This window comes from Maledivibacter sp. (genome assembly GCA_025210375.1).
GTDB lineage: Bacteria > Bacillota > Clostridia > Peptostreptococcales > Caminicellaceae > JAOASB01.
Genome location: JAOASB010000013.1, coordinates 182,745 through 203,123 on the forward strand (window position 1 = coordinate 182,745; position 20,379 = coordinate 203,123).

Annotated in this window: 24 protein-coding genes; 3 read left to right on the forward strand and 21 right to left on the reverse strand. The window is 32.5% G+C overall.

Going from position 1 to position 20,379, the window contains the following annotated elements; all coding sequences use genetic code 11:
• Window positions 1–29: 29 nt before the first annotated feature.
• The 20 genes from N4A68_04980 to N4A68_05075 form a co-directional block, all read right to left on the reverse strand.
• On the reverse strand, window positions 30–1,034 hold the full coding sequence (locus tag N4A68_04980; protein ID MCT4563655.1) for a virulence RhuM family protein: 1,005 nt from the start codon (window positions 1,032–1,034) through the stop codon (window positions 30–32).
• 506 nt (window positions 1,035–1,540) lie between these two features.
• Complete coding sequence (locus N4A68_04985; GenBank protein MCT4563656.1) at window positions 1,541–2,524, reverse strand: relaxase/mobilization nuclease domain-containing protein; 984 nt, start codon at window positions 2,522–2,524, stop codon at window positions 1,541–1,543.
• 116 nt (window positions 2,525–2,640) lie between these two features.
• The gene (locus N4A68_04990; GenBank protein MCT4563657.1) at window positions 2,641–2,793 is read right to left on the reverse strand and encodes a hypothetical protein; all 153 of its coding nucleotides are present in this window, start codon (window positions 2,791–2,793) and stop codon (window positions 2,641–2,643) included.
• A 328-nt stretch (window positions 2,794–3,121) separates the two neighbouring features.
• Window positions 3,122–3,919, reverse strand: a complete 798-nt coding sequence (locus N4A68_04995) for a hypothetical protein (protein MCT4563658.1) — start codon at window positions 3,917–3,919, stop codon at window positions 3,122–3,124.
• 114 nt (window positions 3,920–4,033) lie between these two features.
• A complete protein-coding gene (locus N4A68_05000) occupies window positions 4,034–4,324 on the reverse strand; it encodes a hypothetical protein (protein MCT4563659.1) in 291 nt (96 codons plus the stop codon).
• Between the two features lie 20 nt (window positions 4,325–4,344).
• Complete coding sequence (locus tag N4A68_05005) at window positions 4,345–4,644, reverse strand: hypothetical protein (GenBank protein MCT4563660.1); 300 nt, start codon at window positions 4,642–4,644, stop codon at window positions 4,345–4,347.
• 401 nt (window positions 4,645–5,045) lie between these two features.
• Entirely contained in the window at window positions 5,046–5,336 is a 291-nt protein-coding gene (locus N4A68_05010; GenBank protein MCT4563661.1) for a hypothetical protein, read from the reverse strand.
• Window positions 5,337–5,461: 125 nt separating this feature from the next.
• Entirely contained in the window at window positions 5,462–5,629 is a 168-nt protein-coding gene (locus N4A68_05015) for a hypothetical protein (GenBank protein MCT4563662.1), read from the reverse strand.
• Window positions 5,630–5,744: 115 nt separating this feature from the next.
• Window positions 5,745–6,092: a DUF6075 family protein gene (locus N4A68_05020; GenBank protein MCT4563663.1), complete on the reverse strand. Its 348-nt coding sequence runs from the start codon at window positions 6,090–6,092 to the stop codon at window positions 5,745–5,747.
• Between the two features lie 200 nt (window positions 6,093–6,292).
• A complete protein-coding gene (locus N4A68_05025) occupies window positions 6,293–6,577 on the reverse strand; it encodes a helix-turn-helix transcriptional regulator (GenBank protein MCT4563664.1) in 285 nt (94 codons plus the stop codon).
• On the reverse strand, window positions 6,570–6,752 hold the full coding sequence (locus N4A68_05030; GenBank protein ID MCT4563665.1) for a type II toxin-antitoxin system RelE/ParE family toxin: 183 nt from the start codon (window positions 6,750–6,752) through the stop codon (window positions 6,570–6,572). Before N4A68_05030 ends, N4A68_05025 begins: the two co-directional genes overlap by 8 nt.
• Window positions 6,740–6,934 (reverse strand): type II toxin-antitoxin system RelE/ParE family toxin, encoded by a 195-nt coding sequence (locus N4A68_05035; GenBank protein MCT4563666.1) that lies wholly within the window; start codon window positions 6,932–6,934, stop codon window positions 6,740–6,742. The genes N4A68_05030 and N4A68_05035 overlap by 13 nt, the downstream gene beginning before the upstream one ends.
• A gap of 109 nt (window positions 6,935–7,043) precedes the next feature.
• On the reverse strand, window positions 7,044–7,388 hold the full coding sequence (locus N4A68_05040; GenBank protein MCT4563667.1) for a TnpV protein: 345 nt from the start codon (window positions 7,386–7,388) through the stop codon (window positions 7,044–7,046).
• Between the two features lie 140 nt (window positions 7,389–7,528).
• The gene (gene rlmD, locus N4A68_05045) at window positions 7,529–8,938 is read right to left on the reverse strand and encodes a 23S rRNA (uracil(1939)-C(5))-methyltransferase RlmD (GenBank protein MCT4563668.1); all 1,410 of its coding nucleotides are present in this window, start codon (window positions 8,936–8,938) and stop codon (window positions 7,529–7,531) included.
• 289 nt (window positions 8,939–9,227) lie between these two features.
• Complete coding sequence (locus N4A68_05050; protein ID MCT4563669.1) at window positions 9,228–9,953, reverse strand: L-2-amino-thiazoline-4-carboxylic acid hydrolase; 726 nt, start codon at window positions 9,951–9,953, stop codon at window positions 9,228–9,230.
• Between the two features lie 161 nt (window positions 9,954–10,114).
• Window positions 10,115–10,279, reverse strand: a complete 165-nt coding sequence (locus N4A68_05055; protein MCT4563670.1) for a FeoB-associated Cys-rich membrane protein — start codon at window positions 10,277–10,279, stop codon at window positions 10,115–10,117.
• A gap of 9 nt (window positions 10,280–10,288) precedes the next feature.
• The gene (gene feoB, locus N4A68_05060) at window positions 10,289–12,289 is read right to left on the reverse strand and encodes a ferrous iron transport protein B (GenBank protein MCT4563671.1); all 2,001 of its coding nucleotides are present in this window, start codon (window positions 12,287–12,289) and stop codon (window positions 10,289–10,291) included.
• 138 nt (window positions 12,290–12,427) lie between these two features.
• A complete protein-coding gene (locus N4A68_05065) occupies window positions 12,428–12,643 on the reverse strand; it encodes a ferrous iron transport protein A (protein MCT4563672.1) in 216 nt (71 codons plus the stop codon).
• Window positions 12,644–12,742: 99 nt separating this feature from the next.
• Window positions 12,743–13,120, reverse strand: a complete 378-nt coding sequence (locus N4A68_05070; GenBank protein MCT4563673.1) for a metal-dependent transcriptional regulator — start codon at window positions 13,118–13,120, stop codon at window positions 12,743–12,745.
• A gap of 340 nt (window positions 13,121–13,460) precedes the next feature.
• Window positions 13,461–14,438, reverse strand: a complete 978-nt coding sequence (locus tag N4A68_05075; GenBank protein ID MCT4563674.1) for an AraC family transcriptional regulator — start codon at window positions 14,436–14,438, stop codon at window positions 13,461–13,463.
• A 251-nt stretch (window positions 14,439–14,689) separates the two neighbouring features.
• On the opposite strand from N4A68_05075, the gene N4A68_05080 reads away from it, so the two are divergent.
• The 3 genes from N4A68_05080 to N4A68_05090 are packed head-to-tail and all read left to right on the forward strand — an operon-like array spanning window position 14,690 to window position 19,563.
• Window positions 14,690–16,432 (forward strand): ABC transporter ATP-binding protein/permease, encoded by a 1,743-nt coding sequence (locus tag N4A68_05080; GenBank protein MCT4563675.1) that lies wholly within the window; start codon window positions 14,690–14,692, stop codon window positions 16,430–16,432.
• On the forward strand, window positions 16,433–18,157 hold the full coding sequence (locus N4A68_05085; protein MCT4563676.1) for an ABC transporter ATP-binding protein/permease: 1,725 nt from the start codon (window positions 16,433–16,435) through the stop codon (window positions 18,155–18,157).
• Between the two features lie 35 nt (window positions 18,158–18,192).
• The gene (locus tag N4A68_05090; GenBank protein ID MCT4563677.1) at window positions 18,193–19,563 is read left to right on the forward strand and encodes an MATE family efflux transporter; all 1,371 of its coding nucleotides are present in this window, start codon (window positions 18,193–18,195) and stop codon (window positions 19,561–19,563) included.
• Window positions 19,564–19,643: 80 nt separating this feature from the next.
• Here N4A68_05090 and N4A68_05095 read toward each other — a convergent pair whose 3' ends face one another.
• Window positions 19,644–20,357 (reverse strand): L-2-amino-thiazoline-4-carboxylic acid hydrolase, encoded by a 714-nt coding sequence (locus tag N4A68_05095; GenBank protein ID MCT4563678.1) that lies wholly within the window; start codon window positions 20,355–20,357, stop codon window positions 19,644–19,646.
• Window positions 20,358–20,379: the final 22 nt, after the last annotated feature.

The window sequence follows — 20,379 nt, forward strand, 5'->3', positions numbered from 1 at the left end:
TCTACTCAATTAGTTCGAGTAATTCAATATTATTTCTTTGATTTTTTAAGCATTTTCTCTGCACCATCAATTGATTCTATAAAATGCTTCTCTACTGTAGTTAATTCATTTTTCATTTTTTCTTTATATTTATTGTACTCAAGGCTAGCTTTTTCTTTAGCTTGGTTATGGCTAATTGTCCCTGCATGATTTAGTATTTCATTGTCGGTCATTCTTAGAAAATCGTCTAATTTTACTAACCAGTCCTTCATATACATTGGTTTTTTCCTAATAGCCTGTAATTCAGCAAATTCTAAATATGCTGTTACTATTCTATTTAGTATATTTATTTCATCTTCTTTTAAATAATTCTTAGCTATTATTGTATCTGCCTTTTTAGGTTTATCACCTATAAATGCTGTCATTCCCATGCATGGTAGCTTCGCATTTGCTCTGTTATAAATAATTTCAGCTGCTGTATGCCTATGTGCCGCCCAGTGCATTTTGTTTTGTATTGTTTTAAAAAATATTATGGAGCTTTCTATCTTTGGATCATAATCAATACTAGTAGCATAAATGTCTAGTACCTTCCTCCAAAACACCTTTTCTGAGGAACGAATATCTCTAATTCTTGCTAGTAGCTCATCAAAATAATTGCCGCTACCAGCTTTTTTAAGAAGTTCATCGTTCATTGTAAATCCTTTTATTATGTATTCTCTAAGTCTTTCTGTAGCCCAAATACGGAATTGTGTTCCTCTGTGAGATTTTACTCTATAGCCGACTGAAATAATTACGTCAAGGTTATAGTGCATTACATCATATTTTTTCCCATCTACAGCAGTTGTTCGGAAATTCCGAACGACTGAATCTTTCTTAAGCTCACCTTCTTTGAATATATTAGAAATATGCTCGCTTATCGTTGATTTTCCTTTTTGAAATAGCTCACACATTTGAGCTTGAGACAACCAAACCGTATCATTCTCCATAGTTACCTCAATCTTCGTCTGCCCATCCTCAGTTTGATATATGATAATATCCGAGTTATTTATATCCATAAGCATTTTCACCCATCTTCTTTAGTATCGTTGTCTTTATTATAATTATTTTTTCTAGTTTTTTCAAAGATTTTAAAATATTTAAGCAACAGTTAGTTAATCTGCTTCATAAAAGACCTCTATATTCTCTCCCAAATATAGACGTATATTTTCCTATCTCTGATAGTCTACTCTCCAGATGATGGTTAGGACTAAATAGAAGTATCATTATTTGATTCTATGAGTCGTGGCGATTTATTCTTACTAGGAATAATTTTAAGGCAAAACTTAATACCAGAGGTATTTGGAATACTAAGTTGGTATCGTTTAAGTATTCTCTTATCGCTCTTGCTGTTATAGCAGTCATGGCGTTTTCCCTTATGTCGCTTTCCCGCTAAGGTCATAGGAGTAACGTACTTAAATATTTTCTGTATTTAGTTTTCAGTGTTCATATGAAAGGAAAAATAACCCCTTACTTCTTTAAGGAAAAAAGTAAGGGGTTGGCTGAAAAAAATTTTTATTTAAAACTAATATTCTCGCTCATAATTAATGGCATTTGGATTATCCCAATCTAGTCCTCTGCCCTTCTTTAGTTCTGCTATTTTCTCAATTAAAGCATCACCTTCAAGCTCTGATAATGGATAGTTTCCATTCTTAGAGTTTTGTTGATTATTTGAGTTTTGAGATAATAAAATAGCTACAGCGTTAAGAATGTTATCCATTCTTTGCTGTAGCTCTCTTTTATTTGCATATCTTGCGTTCAGTTCTAGTCTGGATTGTATTTTTTCTTTAGTTAGTTCATCAGCTTTGTATAGCTTATTGTTTCTACATTTTTTACCGCTTGGAGTGGTGAAGGTGATATATTTTCTTGTGTCTGTCCATTTAACTTCATAGCCTAATTTTTTCATATTGTCTATGAATTCTCTTTTTGATGTGGAATTTCTTATGCATTCATTGACTGCAAGGTACAACTCGTATTTCCAGCTCGTTCCTCTTTGACTACTCCTATATTCTCCTGCTTTTGTATAGTTGCTTTTGTCCATAGATGGAATGACTATTAATCCATATTGTCTACAGATTTCGTCAGAATAACCCTTGAGCCTTTGTAAGTCCTTTGGATTCTGTTGCCATTTATAGCCTGTTTCATAGTTAACTGTATTGATTATGAAATGATTGTGAATATGGTCTTTATCTATATGGGTTGTTATTACTATTTGAAATCCTTTGAAGCAGTCAAGCTCTAATAGCTCTTTAGCTATTTCATTGGCTGTTTCTGGGGTTAGTCTATCATATGGTGAGAAGGATTGTACAAAGTGGATGAATTGTCTTCCTATGTCCTTGGCATAGCTCCGTTTTATGGTTGTTATTTCTACGTAGGCATTGTCTGGATTACAATCTTTTCCCCATATTAAATGGGGTTCAGTCTTTTCTGGACTGGTGATGTAATCTATTGCTTTCCCTAATCCTGTGAGGGTTTTGTTGGTTCGGTTAAGAAACTCAATAATTGCCATATATTATTTAGCTCCCTTCTAGTTCGGCTTAGGTCTGGACATGTGATTCTTCCTTGATGACATAGGGTAACAAGTTGGTTTAGATTTGTATCAATTTTGATTAATTGTTTTGCTACTTATGGTAATCCATTTACAGATACTACTTTCTTACCTAAAGCAGAAAAAGCTACGAATCTGCTTAAGCTCATTCCAGATTTCGTAGCTTTTTTCTTTATGGTTTCATATTCTTTTTCTGTCACTCGCAGAGTGATTAATTTGGTTTTCTTCATTCGATTCTCCTTTCGTGAAAGTAATATTTTTACAGAGGGTTTGGGAGATTTCTCCCAACAAGCAACTAAATGTATTACATTTAGTAAGCTTGCCAACTCTAAAGAGTTGTTACTTGGATTTGGTGCTTTAATATTAGATTTATATACTTGGAAAAATATGAAAGAAGGATATTGGAAAAGAAAAAAAGTTCTTGTTTGGTGGTATACCTGTTAAGACCTTTTTTAAATGCTGATTATATGCCTGCTATATTATACGATTTTGGTATAATCAGCTCCAAAGACTACTCTATAATAATACAACTCATTTAACTTATTAATAAGTCCTTAGCTAGACTAAATTTAATACTCGAATTAGAAGCTTCAAAACATATTCAACTTCACTTGCTTGACTTTTTAATTTCTCTATATCATCTTCAATAAATCTTATGGATATAGAATGGGCTGTGGAATTTCCACTTTCTCTATATTTATTAATTACCTTGATGAAGTCTTTATTCAGATTCTTTTCAAGATGAGTAAAATCATCTAAATTTGCATCCAATATCTCTACAATTTTAATAAAACTATGACATTTTCTATACCTTGGATCATAATACTTTTCAATATCACTTGTTCCGTATTTCTTCTTAAAAATATCTATAATAAGATTTTCAATAAATTTTCTTATAAGAAATGGTATTACAGAGAATAGACCGTAATTATATGCTCGATTAATCTCAGATTGTAAATCCCTGTAAAAACCATCTGGTAAATCTTCAATTTTTAGATAATGACTAAATGTAATTTGAATTTCTTCTATACCTAATTCAGGATTTTTTATATTGAGCTGGTTAATTAGAAATTGGTTCTTTAACATAAATTCTTCATTTGTATCTTTTAATTTTTCATTAAGAACATAATCAATAAAACTTTTAGTTTTTTCTTCGCCTTCCGACTTTAAAATAGAGTTAAATAGATTCAACACACATGAAGGATAATCATTATCCCCCCAACTTTGACTTCTTAGAAGCCTATAGGTATCAGCAACATATTTTTCCAAACCAAAAAGTTGAGCTGATAATCTCCAATCTGTACTCCAACAACAATCTGTAATTAATTTTGTTGCCACTGCTAAATACTGTTTCATTATGTATTCCTCCAATTATCATTATTTTAAAGACCACAACTCTATGCTCTGAAATGATTATGCCAGTGTTGTATAACGTGTACTTATTGCTACCGCCGTTCACCAACCTAACTATTAGTAATAATATTCAGTTTCATCTTTCCTTTTTTCACATATATGTAAATCAATTATACTAAAAAAATTATAAACTTCATTCATCCTATTCTCTAAATTAACTAAATCTAAATATGTCCATTCTTCATGATGTAAGTTTAGTTTCCTATTAACTGGGTATCTAAATGCATCTCCTTTTATATCATAATTGTGAAATTCAGTTATATACTCCTGTAAAATATCTAAATATTTCATTTCATCATCTGAAGTATATTCTTCTATGATTGGTCTTAAACAATTCCAAATTTTCACAAGACTATGGTCTATTCTATTTATTTTATTTTCTTTTCTTTTTCTTCTCTTGACAGATAACTATATTCAAGAAATAAGTGTTTCATTATAAGTTCAAGATATTGTCTATAAGAAAATATAATAGGAAATACTAGCTTATCTTTTAAATTATGATCATTATTTTTCAAACCTTGTTCTATTAATATATCTCCTGATTTTTTATATCCTTCTGAATAAACATAAAATTGTGCATCCTCTTCTCCCCATCCGAAATATGCATATTCGCTAAAAATTTTACCTTCTTTAAATAATTTTCCTTTTGTAATTAGTTCATGACTCATATTATTCCCCCCTTAACATTTCAGATTTTTAACTTCCGAATTATAAACATTAGTCTCACGATACTATTATTCCTTCAAAAAAATTTACTACTAATTTCACACGACTATAGTATTTAAGTTTAAGATATTACTTTATTTGTAATTATGTTTATAATAGTTGCTCATTCATATAGTTCTATAACTCATCTTAAATCCATACCAAAATTATACATTGTCTTCACATATATTTTAATTAATAACGTACCTTACTGTTGTTTTTCTTACCATTTCACAATCTTCGTTATAACAAAATCAATTACTTATTTAACCCATAAAAAAACCGATAAAGCCTTTTACAATATGCCTTATCGGTCAAATCAGTTTCTTACTATTTGCATCTGCAATATTTTATTATGTAACTGTTATATAGGCTCAAGAACATTCAGAAGCTTAATGCAGTCTTTATATCCTTGAAAATAAAGTGTTTCCCTCTCTATCCATTCAATCCTTCCAGTACAATCCTTATTTCTTAAAATAAATGCTCTATCTTCATCATCAAGTGATTTAAGTATTTCCCTAATCTTAATGCTTTCTTCTACATTATTCCTTACTAATTCACTATACTCTTTATCAGTGTCACGTAAATTCTTCATTATATCTTCATGAATGTCAAAAAATAATCCTTGAAGATATTCCATATATTCAGTTGACATAATTCCCCTCCTTGTGATGATTTCTTGAATTACTATCTCAAACAGGGTATAATAGATTTACCGCTATCTTTGATAGTGGTTCATTAGAAGTGGTGGAATTGCTTGATCGGCGTTCACCGCTTCTTTTATTTATCTTTTAGGGAATGAATACCATCTCTAATGCCCTGTGCCTGAGTTTTATTATTCTTCTTACAGTAGGTTTTTAAAATATTTAATGTCTCCTCATTAATACGAGCTGTTATTTTAATTGGTTTAGGGCCATCAGTTGGTCTCCCCATTTTTTTGGTAGCCATATAACACCTCCTATTTTTGTCTCCCATAAGTCAAGTGTTTTTTTACACTCATTCAGTATTGAATTTACTCATCATCGTAACTTTAACATTATATACTTAACTCCTTCTACACATTCTAATTTTCATAATCCATTCCAAAACGTATATCAGCACCAAAGATAGCTAAATTATAATTATCTTCATCAAGGCAATATAGAATATCTCTAGGTAAAATATATTCATCTTTGTATCCATTATAAAGATTAAACCCCAGTCTTATAAGTGCCTTTGAACTTGTGCAGAAATCAATATTTTTATTATTCAAACACTCTGTATTTATCCAATTTTCTTTAAAATCATAGATGTGATTTCTTTTATTATACAAGTAATTATTACTTTCTATAATGCAGAACAAGGCTTGTCTTTCCTTGTCCTGCGGGTGGGTTCTGTCATTAAACATTAGTTGTTTAAATGTTCTTGGCAAGAAAATCTCATATTATCAACTCTCATTATTAATTTGGAGCATAAGAAAAGCCCATAAGATTGTTAAAATCCTCTAGACTTTGTTATTATACTTGTATGCCCATCCTCTCTAGTAGCGGTCATAATATTTAATTACATAAAAGTAAAAAAGAAATACACACAAAGCTTTTGCAATGTGCGTATCAATATAGATTTTAGCTCTTATTTAAGTTCAATATGAATCTCTTTTCCCAGCCCTTTTGCTACCTTAAATAAAAAATCTAATGTAGGATTATAATTACCACTTTCTAATCTACTAATATTGGATTTCTGTGTACCAGTGCGAAAAGCAAGCTCTTCTTGAGTCATATTTTGCTCAGTTCTTGCTCTAATTATTTCTGATATAATTTCATATCGTGGTTTAAGTTTTTCATATTCAGCTTTAAATTCTGCATCTTTCATTAAATCCTCTTTAACCTTTGAAAATGATATACCTGCTTTACTCATCGTCACACCTCTTTTCATAATCATATTTATATTTTATTGCTTTTTCTAACTCTACTTTTGGAGTGGAATTTGTTTTCTTCAAGAATCCATTTAACAATACAAATGTATTTCTATGGTATGTAAAATAAAATATTCGTGAAGCATCTGAACCAAGCTTTATTCTTAATTCATACAATCCTTTATATTTTTACCTTTTATACGCTTTACATACGGTTCTTTTAAGTTAATTCCATGTTCTTGTAAAAGCTCTATTTCGCTATATGCTTTTGCTCTCATTTTTGGTTGAAGCGATAATAGAAAGTCTACTACAGGAACATCACCATTTTCTTTTATATAGTATTCTATTTCCCAATGCATTTTTATTCCTCCGCACTATAGTATATGTTCCTTCTTAGTTATATGTTATCATATAAGATAACTATATTCAAGAAGTTTTATTTCTTAAAATTTAATTACTCAACAAATATTAATCATAAATCAACTCTTTCAACACAACCTCCTCAGCCACTTCACGAGCCTCCTGCCTAATTCTATAGCTCTCCATAAAACTCCTATCATCAGGTAATGGATGTTCTCTAAGGTATCCCTGCTGAATCCTCTCAAATCTCTCATAAACCTGCTTCTCTATTTCAATAACATGCTTCATCAACTCCCCTTCTAAAAGCAACCTAGAAAACAAATAAGGCTTGTTTTCCTTCAAATATTTATACCTTAACCTACCATACTTTTTAAGCTCTACACTTTGATCAATCCCAAAATCAATCTCTGGATAATAATAATCACCTTTTCTAACATATTTAATCTCACTCATTATAAATCTTCCTTTTCACTTTTTATTTTTCCATACAAAAAAAGCCGACAAGATTATTAAAATCCTATCAGCTTTGCTTTACTTATAAATTCGTCTAAACCCTGTATTTACAAGGTATAAACCTACAACTATCACACCTATTATTCCTTCCTAGTAAGTAGCGAGCAACACTCCACATGATAAGTATGAGGAAACATATCTAAGGGCTGTATCTCTTCTACCCCGTATCCATTTTTAGTTAAATATTTTAAATCCCTTGCTTGGCTTACTGGGTTACAAGATATATATATGACTTTTTTAGGACCTAATTTAACTATGGAAGATAAGAATTTTTCATCACTCCCGCTTCTTGGAGGGTCCATAAATACTGTATCCACATATTGCTTATCTTCCGCCATTTTGACCATAAATTCCCCGGCATCACCTTGGTAGAATCGAACATTTTTAATTTTGTTTCTCTTTGCATTATTAATTGCATCCCTCAAAGCATTTTTGTTGAGTTCCACACCAATAACTTTTTTGACTTTGCTGCTCAAAATTAAAGCTATTGTGCCAATACCACAATATGCGTCAAGTACTACTTCTCCTTTTTCAAGCTTTGCCATATCAATTGCTTTGTTGTATAGTTTCTCTGTTTGAATGGGATTAATCTGATAAAAAGACTTTGGAGAAATTTGAAAAACCTTACCACATAGTTTGTCTTCAATAGTACCTTTACCATATAATACCTTTTCAATATTTCCAAGAACCACACTGGTTTTTCGATTGTTAACATTCATAACAATTGTTGTAATTTCAGGATGTTTTTTCAGCAGTGCCTTTACAAAGTTATTTTTAGAAGGAAATATATGTGTCGAAACTACAAGTACTACCATGATCTGCCCACTAGTAAATCCTGTTTTGACCAAAACATGTCGTAAAAATCCCTGACCAGAGTCTTCATCAAAGGGCTTCATCTTGAATGATTTCATCAGTTGACGAATTGAACCAATAATGGCATCGGCATGGGGGTCCTGAATAATACATCTATCTATGGGAATAACCCTATGGCTGTATTCCTCATAAATTCCAGATATAATTTCTCTTTTTTTTCCATATCCAAAGGTTGAATGGATTTTATTGCGGTAGTCATAGGGCTTATCCATAGTGATAATCCTATTAACTTTCCCATAGTCTCCTAGCAGCTTTCTAACACTTTTTTCCTTGAAATCAGTCTGGGCTTCATAGGACATATGCTGTAGTTGACAACCTCCACACTTAAAAAAATAAGGACATTTAGGAACAACTCTATCCTTTGATTTATCAAGTATACTATTTACTTTTCCCGTGTTAAAATTTCTCTTATTAAAAATCTCTACTTCAGCTCTTTCTCCCTCAATCAAATAAGGAATAGTAATCTTTTGGCCATTTATGTTTACAATTCCCTTTCCTTCTTCGTCTATAGCTGTACAATTTACATTTACTTTTTGATTTTTAATATCTGATCTTTGATGACTATTTTTTTTTACCCCTTTGTTTTTTGTTTTATAATTTCTTTTATTTTTTTTCACTAATCCTCATCCTTAAAAATTATTGTTTAAAACCATTTATTACACTTGGTAATTATATTTTATGGGGATTCTATTTGTAAGTCAACGGTATAAAGTTTATAATTCCAATGTTTTATGAATTTCACCTCAATTAAGGCACATATAGAGAGTCTAGGGGGAAATCTTAATTTATACATATCGAAACGTCCAATATTTCTAGGAATTTTTTACATGTATAAATTGAAGTTTTGACTGGAATCTCTAAAAAAAAAATAAACCAGTCATCTGACTTGTTTATTTTTTTATGTGCCTAAATATCCTCTTCTATGCCACAGCTCCGTTCTACAAACTTTGGAGGCCATGCTTTTGGTGGTGTACCATTCTTTTTAATTCTAAAGTTGCAACAATCGCACCCCCATGCCAAGTTTTTAGTACGATGCAGTTCAAGCCCAAGGGCTTCAAATAGTACATAATCTAAATTACATAGGTAGGGTATCAATTCATCTGCATTTTGACTACGCATAAATTTTACAATGCCACACTCAGTATAATCTATACCAACATCATATGCTTTACCATCTCCCTCAAAAATTTCCCATACCCAATCTCCAGGGTATTTTTTTTGTTGAGAATCTTCTGCTCTTTTTTTCATTTTAATAAGATTTCGTTTTGAAAATATCGTTTTCCCCATCAACCTACGTATGAATAGTGGCATTTTTTTCAACTGCCTCTCCAGGGATAAATGAATTAATTCCCCGACTTCCTCAACATCATATCCATATCCATCTAATACAAGATATAAAGCTAACCCCCAACTAGCTTTAATAAGATTAGAAGTGAGATTATTATCCTTTCCTCCAATATAAGGGAATTGTGGTATAAGCTTTTCAAACTCCTTTAAAGCCTGAACACGAATTTCATTTGCTCCTTCTTTCCCAAATTTCGATACAAGCTCTGGCTTAATGGGCTTAAGAAATTTATCCATTCCTTTTATTAACTTTTGTTCCTGTGACAAATAAAACATATTTGATTCCATATCAATCCCTCCCCCTTAAAGTTTTCCGACACCCCAAAATAGTTAGTTAATTCTTCTTATAGAAAATGGGGGTGTCTCAGAACAATAAATTTTTTCATTATTCTAAAACACCCCAGTTATGAATTCAAACAATCGTCTTTTAACACAATCCCTTGAAAATATTATTTATTTAGTTCCATTGTATTACAACTACAATTGCTCTTGCTATTTGATCCAGACATTGGACAACCAATGCATTTAGTACCTCTTCGCTTTTCCTTAACAACCTTTGTAATAGATAAACCAATAATTACTATAATCACCAATCCAACTATTATATTTGTCATAATCTTCTCCTATACAGCTTTTTCTAGTTTTTGCTGTGATAAATTATTTCCTTTTTTCACAAGGTATACAACATACGCTACCATCGCCGCAACAGCAATAAGTCCTGGTATAAATCCTCTACCGAAAGAACCTGTTGTAGCTAATGTACCTATTTGATAAGTTAAAAATGCTACCACATAGCCCATTCCAAATTGGAATCCAATACCGGCCCAAAGCCATTTGCTATTTTCCATTTCAGAGTTCATTGCCCCAATAGCGGCAAAGCAAGGAGGCGTGAACAGGTTAAACATAAGATAAGCTAAAGCAGCCACTGAAGTTAATCCCATAACACTTGCAACATCTGTAGCACCTGATACTAATTCTAATGCATCTGCATCAATGAAATTGGTAATTGAATAAACTACAGCTAAAGTACCAACAACATTTTCCTTAGCTATAAAACCAGTGATAGCTGCTGCTGCAAGCTGCCATACACCAAATCCTAATGGAATCAACAATACAGCAAATGGTGATGCAATACTAGCTAATATACTTGTTCCTTCTGCTCCTTCAGCAACAACTTCAAAATTCCAGTTAAATGTTTGCATAACTTGTACCGCTGCGTTACAAAGAAGTATAATAGTACCCGCTTTAATAATAAATGCTTTTCCTCTAGCAAACATTGAAACTGTAGCCCTTTTGATGCTTGGGAATCTATATTCTGGAAGCTCCATAATGAAGAATGATCTTGCATTCTTTTCACCAGTAATTCTTACCACAACTAATGCTCCAAGAATAATTATGGCAATACCTAGAAAATACATACTTGTACCAACCCATGCCGAATCGTCAAAGAATACTCCAGCAAATAATGCAATAACTGGTAATTTTGCTCCACAAGGCATGAATGGCGTTAACATTGCAGTAGTTCTTCTTTGTCTTTCATTTTTGATAGTTCTAGTTGCCATAATCCCAGGGATAGCACAACCAGTACCGATAATCATAGGAATAATTGATTTACCAGATAAACCAACACGCTTAAAGAAACGATCCATTATAACAGCTACACGGGCCATATACCCACAATCTTCAAGTAATGCTAGTAAGAAAAATAACACCATAATTAGTGGTAAAAATCCAACTACGGCTCCAACACCACCAATAATACCATCTAACAGTAATGCACTAAGAATCGGCGATACTCCTTCACCAAGCATACCTCCAGCCCATGCATTTAAACCATCAATCCATCCTACAAGTATATCCGCTAAAAACGGTCCTAGATGTTCTTGGGAAATAGAAAATACCGCCCACATCACAGCCGCAAAAATTGGAAGTCCAAGCCATTTATGAGCTAAAATTCTATCAGCCGCATCTTGCTTAGTTTGTTGAACACTGCTTATCTTACGATTTTCTACCTTTGAAACAATAGTATTTACAAAATTATAACGCTTTTTATCGGATTTTTCTACTTCTTTAGCATCTTTAAGATTGACTCCCTTATTGTCATATGGTGCTTTTTGACCTTTTCCTTTAACTTCTACTACTTTTGAAATTAAAAGTTCTAAACCATTGTTGCTTGATTTGGTTGATACGGTTTTTATAACCGGACACCCTAAAGCTGCACTTAGCTCAGCTACGTCAATGGCTGTACTTTTTTTCTCATTCAAATCACTTTTGTTAAGTGCTACAACTACAGGAATATCTAATTCCAGAAGCTGAGTTGTAAAAAATAAACTTCTACTTAAATTTGTCGCATCAACAATATTGATGATTACATCTGGATTTTCGTTTTTAACAAAATCACGGGTAATAGATTCCTCAGATGTAAAAGGTGACATAGAATATGCCCCGGGAAGGTCAACAGCAGTAATTTCTACCCCCGTCTTATTTAAATTATTCTTAATCTTACCTTCCTTTTTCTCAATTGTAACCCCCGCCCAGTTCCCAACATGTTCAATCTTACCAGTTATGGCATTGAACATTGTTGTTTTACCACTATTGGGGTTACCAGTTAGTGCTATCTTCATAATTTCCCTCCTAAATCATTTATTAGCATAGCTAACTTAAGATAATAATTAATTATATATGAGATCGAATATCAAAGTTGCCTTAAGTTAACTTTATAGCCAATTTAAAAGCTATATCCCTATAGCTTTTAATAAAAATTATATAATAATCGCTTGTGCCAGTTCTGAATCAATACTATATCTTGCATCCTTTATGGATATAACATAGTTTTCAGCCAATATAGATATTACAGTTACTTTTTCACCTTCATAACAGCCCAACGTGAAAAGAAAACTTTTCATCTCTTCATCATCAGTTTCAACTCTTTTTATTATATATTCTACATCTACCTTTGCTTCAGATAAATTTTTCACCAAATCACCCTTACCCGTCTGTTGAAAATCATAAATGCCATGGGTCACTTCACTTGCTAAAGCATCAGCCATATACAGACCTCCTTGTATCTCTTATTTTTAGTCTTTGGAGTTTTTCTGAAAATAATCTTCTATGGCCCTAAGCATGCTATCACTAACAAAGTGTTCCATCTTACAAGCATTCTTAGATGCCTCAGTCGTTGTTAAACCAAGGGAATGTTCAAGAAAATCAGCAATCAACTTATGTTTATAATATATTTTTTCAGAAATTTTTCTACCTTTTTCTGTAAGAGTAATGCTTCCATAAATTTCTTTTTCAACCAAATTCTGATCTTTTAGTTGTTTCATAGCTTTGGACACACTTGCTTTTGAAACCCCTAATGCTTCAGCAATATCCACACCATGGGCATGTCCATGGTGTTTTTCCAATAAGTATATTGTTTCTAAATACATTTCAATCGATTCATTATAACCCAAAATGCTCCTCCAGTTAACCAGTCTATTTCATATTTATTATGAAACTATGTCAAGAATTGGTTGATTACAATTATCAATTGCAATCATATTATATTCTAATTGATTATATTTGTCAATGACTTTTACTTTTTTTCATATATACTTAACACCCTCTATAATGTGATATACTCCAAAAATTTATACATTTTTACAAAACGGTAATACCTCAATTTATCCAGCTGAGAAAATTGCATAACTCTCACTTAGTAAAATGGCATAATATATATGATGTAGCTTGTAGGATTTTAAAACTACATGGAGTTGATGGTTTTTATAGAAAGTAATCATTCAATTTGCTCAGCTAAACAATTTTTTGAATATCTCTGTATTTTTTAGGAGTAACACCATACATTTTCTTGAAAAGTCCTGCAAAATGACCTGCATTATTATATCCTACTTCCTTTGCAATGCTTTGAATACTATAATCCGAATTCCTTAAAAGAAGTAAAGCGTGATTTATACGTAATGTTTTAAGATATTCATATGCTGTGGTTCCATAAATCTTTCTAAATGCTAATTGAAACCGTGTTGTACTCATATTTGCAATCTTTGATAAATCTTCAATAGATGGATACTCTGATAGTTTTTTATCCATATAATCAATCACTTTCTTTAATGCCCTTAGGTCATTCTTGCTAAGCTTTACACTTGAGGTTTTCAACTTAGTTGCTTGTTCATAGCTATAAGTAGCAAGTGCCAAAAGCTCTAATATCTTGCCTTCCAGATAAATATGATGTGACATTCCTTTAGCCTGACAGCTCTTAATTTGTTGGAAAATAAAATTTAGCTCCGGTTGATTTGGGCTAACTGTCAAAAATTTCATAGCGTTTTTCGCTTCACGATACTTATCACCATACCTTTGTTTAAGAAATACATCATAATACCCATGGGCAATAACAACTTTTGTAAATCGAACTGGTTCTTTGGCTTTACAATGCACATATATTTTTCTACTTTTATTTATATAGCAAAATATACCTTTTTTTACTGGCTTCACCTTCTGTTTTCCCACTCCAAAGGAACTTGAACTCGTTTCAAATTGACTTATCTCTACATAGCTCTGACTAATTTCTGAAATCTTTTCAAAATTTTCCTTTGGAGTATAGTCTGCTATTAAAACCATGAACATATCTTTAAATGAAATGATGCGAAGGCCGCCTTCCCCATATTCTGGTATCATTCTATAATAATAATCGCCTTCCTGTGAGTACTCTGGCAATAGGGTCAATGGAATTTGCTCCATAATAGCTGAATAATATTCATGTATGGTTTGTGTCATCATCTTACCTCCCATCCAAATTCAATATCATTATATCATTACTTTATATCATGTAACATCATAATTTTATCACAATATTACCATTTTTAATTATTTAAAAACATTCTATGGCGTTGAAAATATACTATTTCACATCATTTTTTCATAGGACACCATGAACTGATAATGATTATTGCTATTATTCTGAAACAGTCTATAATAAACACTGTGAAACTGCCAAAAAAAATATCAACTCAGAAGGGAGTAATAAAATGGATAATAATCAATCCCTATTTTATAATGTGTTCCATCTAATAAAGGGAGAACGCATTAGGCTTACAATTGGACTGCTTCTTGCAGTAATATGTTCGGGACTATCCTTTGTTCCATACTTAGCAGTATATAAGATTATTTTGAAATTAAGTCAACAGAAACTAAGTTTTTCATTTATTCTTTTTTGGGCATTAATCAGCATGGTTTCAGTTGTTTTAAAATCTTTACTTATGTCTATTGCTAGTCTCTGCACCCATACCTCGGCATTTAATGCAATGCATAAACTGAGATTGGAAGTTATTGATCATATGTCAAAATTAAATCTTGGCTTTTTCAATAATAATTCCCAAGGTAAAATCAAAACTGCCTTGTTTGATGATATTGGGCGTCTTGAAAACTTTATAGGTCACAATCTTATTGAGCTTGCTCAATCCTTTGTTGTTCCCATTATTTTATTTATTATTCTTATAATTATCCAACCTATAATGGCACTATGTATTTTAATTCCTGCTATACTAGGTATCATTATTCCTATGCAGATTATGAAGGGATATCCGGATCTAACTAACAGATTTGCCGATACTATAGCTTCTGTTAACGCCTCCGTAAACGAAATGATGTCAAGTATGCAGGTTTTAAAAATGTATCATTTATCTGCTAAGCATTTTAAAAGATATACCAGTGCCCTTTCTCTATATACCACATGCCTCAAAGACATGGCAAAAACTTCGTGTTCACCAATAGCAATTACCGTAGTAATTCTTGATTCTGCTATTTTATTTACACTACCTGTTGGTGGATTTATGTATTTACACGGGCTACTTCCACTTGGCAGTTATTTGTTGTTTATTCTATTGTCAATGTGCTTTTTCAGTGCATTTTTTAATCTCATCAATATACGGATGGGTATTATGGAATTAAAAAGTGGGCTTACACATGTAAAAGAAATACTGAGTTTTAAACCCCTTTCAAGTGGAACCATTTCACTACCATCAAAGAATTGTCACAGCATAGAATTCCATAATGTATCCTTTTCATATAACGACAATCCTACACTCACCAATATAAATCTGATTATTCCCAAAGGAAAACTTACAGCATTTGTGGGAGCATCTGGAGCCGGAAAAACCACAGCAGCTCAACTTATTGGGAGATATTGGAATGTAAACACAGGGGAAATACTAATTGATGGTATCAATATTAATAATATCACTACCGAATCATTGATGGATATGACATCCTTTGTTTTCCAGGATACTTTTATGATGGATGACACACTCTTGGAAAATATATCGATGGGAAGTAAGTGTCCCTATGAAAAGGTTATAGAAGCTTCTAAGGCAGCTCAGATTCACGATTTTATACAAAGTCTACCTAATAAATATGAAACACCCCTAGGAGATTTAGGTATTAAGCTTTCCGGGGGTCAAAAACAACGTATTGCAATAGCACGGGCAATTCTTAAGGATTCCCCTATAGTTATTTTTGATGAAGCCACATCCTTTTCTGATATTGAAAATGAACATAAAATTCAGCTAGCATTACAAAATCTATTAAAAAATAAAACAACAATAATGATTGCACATCGTCTACATACCATAATAGATGCTGATAACATAGTAGTTTTTGATGAAGGAAAAATAGTGGAACAAGGGAAACACCAAGAATTAGTAAAAGCCCGTGGAGTTTACGAAAAAATGTGGAATACTTATATAAATTCACCTATAAAGGAGGCCTCTTAAATGTTTAAAACGATAAGCAGCTTGCTTAAAGACAATAAAAAACAACTCTACCTTCCTATTTTCATGACCATAATTGATGCCATTGGCAGCATGGCTTTATACTGCGTTCTATACTTAACAGTAATTGATTTACTTAATACTAGCTTAACAAAATCAAAAATAACAACCTATACTATTATTTGTCTTACAAGTGTACTTTACAGAATTTTAGTCTATAGGAAGGGGTATCTACTTTGCTTCCTTAGAGGCTTTGATGTAGCCCATGATGTACGTGTTGATCTTGGAGAGCATATATGCAGTTTGAGTCTTGGATATTTCAATAAAAATAGTGTAGGTTACCTTATGAATACCCTCTCCAATGATGTATCCAGCTTTGAAGGAATACTTTCACATGCTCTACCTTTTTGTATAAAAACAGCCACTTTGACTATTTTGATTTTGATAAGTACTTTTTTTATTAATTGGAAACTGGCTCTAGTACAATTGGCCGTCATTTTATTATCATTTCCCATACTTCACTGGAGTAATTATCTAGTTGAGAGATATGGTACAGAAAAACGCAATCTAAACTCTCGTATGGTTTCCGTTGTGGCAGAATATATAAATGGCTTTAAGGTTTTTAAATCTCATAATATGACAAATATACATTTTACTCGTATGCTTAATGCCTTGGAAAACACAAGAAAATTAAGCATAAAAACAGAATATAAGATGGCAATTCCAAATACCATGTATTCCATTATAGTAAGTTTTTTAACTCCACTTATTTTATTACTCGGGAGCTATATGCTTTCTTTAAATATTTTTTCTATTGATTCCTTTATAGCATTTATGATTATGAGCTTAGCTTTAACTGCACTTCTTGTATCCTTTGAACACTATTACATCATGTTAAATGATCTAAAGCTGGCTTCTAATAATTTGCAAAGGACTTTCGGTTTTAAAGCTCTTCCATATAAAGAAAACAGCTTTGAGCCTACTAACTTTGATGTTTCCTTTGAAAATGTTGATTTTGCCTATGAAACTGGAAAGCAAGTTTTATATAACATCAGTTTTTCAGCAAAAAATGGCAGTACTAACGCTTTGATAGGTCCTTCGGGAGCAGGCAAATCCACTATTGCAAGTTTAATTGCTCGTTTTTGGGATCCTACAAAGGGTACCATTAGAATTGGAGGCAAGGATATTAAAGACCTCAACCCAGATTCTCTTCTTCGTTATATAAGTGAGGTATTTCAAGAAAATGTATTACTAAGGGATACCATATTTAATAACATCAAAATTGGCCGTGCTGATGCATCCTTTGACGATGTTATAAAAGCAGCAAAGACTGCAAATTGCCATGGGTTTATTAAAAAGCTACCAAGGGGCTATGATACCATTTTATCCCCGGGAGGTTCTTCCCTTTCTGGTGGAGAAAAACAGCGTATAGCCATTGCCCGGGCAATTCTCAAAAACGCACCTATTCTACTTCTAGATGAATCAACGGCTTCACTTGACCCTGATAATGAATTGAAAATTAACAATGCACTGGATAAGCTGATGAAGGGAAAAACAGTTTTTGTTATTGCCCATAGACTAAACACAATTCAAAAAGCTGATCAGATAATCGTGCTAAATGCTGGTACTATTGAAGAATTAGGGAATCACAGTGATTTGATGCTTCAAAAAGGGCATTACTATAGAATGGTTAAGGAACAAGAATGTGCAAAAAAATGGGTTGTCTAAATATTAAATTAATCAAAAATGGAGTGAATAATGATATGAAAAATAATAAAAATAGTAGAATCCAATTAATGACTGAAGGTAATGTAACAAAAGCTTTATTTAAGCTTGGAATCCCAATGGTGGTTAGTATGCTTGTTATAGCCCTTTACAATGTTGTAGATACCTATTTTGTTTCAGGACTTGGCACAAGTCAAGTGGCGGCGGTTGCAGTAGCATTTCCTATTTCCCTAATTTTTTCTGGCATTGGACTGACATTTGGTACTGGTGGTGGCTCTTATATCTCAAGATTACTTGGTGCAAAGGAAAATAAAAAAGCAAACGAAGTAGCCTCTACTGCTTTATTTAGCGCATTGATTATAGGTGTAATTATAGTATTACTTATATTGGTCTTTTTAAATCCCGTACTACAATTTATGGGGGCTACTGAAACAATTTTGCCTTACGCTAGAAATTATGCAATAGTCTTTATTATTAGCATGCTCTTTAGTACGATAAATGTTTCTACTGGTAATTTAGTAGTGGCACAGGGTGCTTCAAACATTACTTTGTCCGCTATGATTAGCGGATCAGTTTTAAATATGATTTTAGACCCTATATGTATCTATTCATTCAATCTAGGCATCCGCGGTGCAGCTATAGCAACCTTGATTTCTCAAGTAGTTACCACACTAATATATTTATGGTTTTTTTCTAGTAAAAAAAGTTATATTAGGATCGGGCTATCAAATTTCAAGCCTAGTAAGACTACTTATTCTCAAATTATAAAGATCGGTATATCAATGCTTCTATTACAATTACTTTGCAGTTTATCAATGAGTTTTATTGCAAAAGCAGCTAGTGACTACGGAGACGAAGCAGTAGCAGGGATTGGAATTGTTCTACGAATTATAACCCTTGGAACTAATGTAGTCTTTGGTTTTATGAAAGGCCTTCAACCAATGGCAGGTTTTAACTACGGTGCAAAAAACTATGGAAGATTAAGGGAAGCAACTCAGATTAGTATGAAATTGACCACACTTTTTTGTATCGCATGGACAATTATTACCTTTATTTTTGCCAACCCTGTGATCTCTTTATTTAGTTCAGATCCAAAGGTAATACAAATTGGTGAAAAAGCATTAAGGGCAAATACTATTATGTTCTTTACGTTTGGTTTTCAGTTTACTTACTCCACTTTATATTTGTCATTAGGTAGAGCCATATCGGGAGGGCTTTTAAATATTGGTCGCCAGGGAATATTTTTCATACCAGTGATCCTAACTCTCCCCTCCATATTTGGTTTAAATGGAGTTATATATTCCCAAGCAGTGGCGGATTTTCTAACGACCTTTGTTACAATTTTCTTTGCATTTAAATTCCAAAAAGAGCTTAATCATCTCACAGAAGGAAATAATATCTATAACTAATAGTTTGTGGTAATATCAACAAAACTCAAACAAATATTTTTAAAGGGACTATCCTAAAAAATAGCCCCTTTTTTCACTATTTATTTAGGCAATTCATTAAAGTCAGTATCTATATAGCCTTTTACCACAGCCACACTAGAATCTCCATACCTTTTCCCAAAGTCCTCCATTCCTTTGTCTATCATATTTATAGCCCTTTCACCTAGTTCTTCAATAAGCACTTCAGTTGTGGTTTTATAAATGTGTCCACAATGATATTCCCATGGCATGATAGCATTTTTACCTGGACGAATTAACTTTTTATAAATGAAGCTGGCCATTTTTCTACCCTTTAACTGTGCATCATGAAAAACAAAATCACAATGTGTACCATCATTCGGTTGGGTTGCATTAACGTCAATACACAAATCTTTATTGAAACCCTTAACTACAGCTTTATCAACCTCCATACAAAAATATCGTCCATAGGCCATCAAATCATTATCCTCCCAAGCGGAATGCCATGAACATTTAAAGACATGTATAGCCGCATGGGGGCTTCTCTCCACTAATTTTTGTTTCATCTCTTCCTTTGGCATTTTTAACTCTACATATGCCATATAATTATCCATAGTTAATTCATCACCATTTGCCTTGGCTCTTAAGGCCATTCTTCTACCTCGCTGCATGCCATATCTAATGACTGCCTTACGCATAATAGTCCCCCCGGATTCTTCCCCTATTGCCTCAATAACAGCCTTAGAAATCCATGCAAATAGTAACGCATGATGAGTTGGTGTAAATCTCTCTACCATATTTACCCCCTTATATTAATCT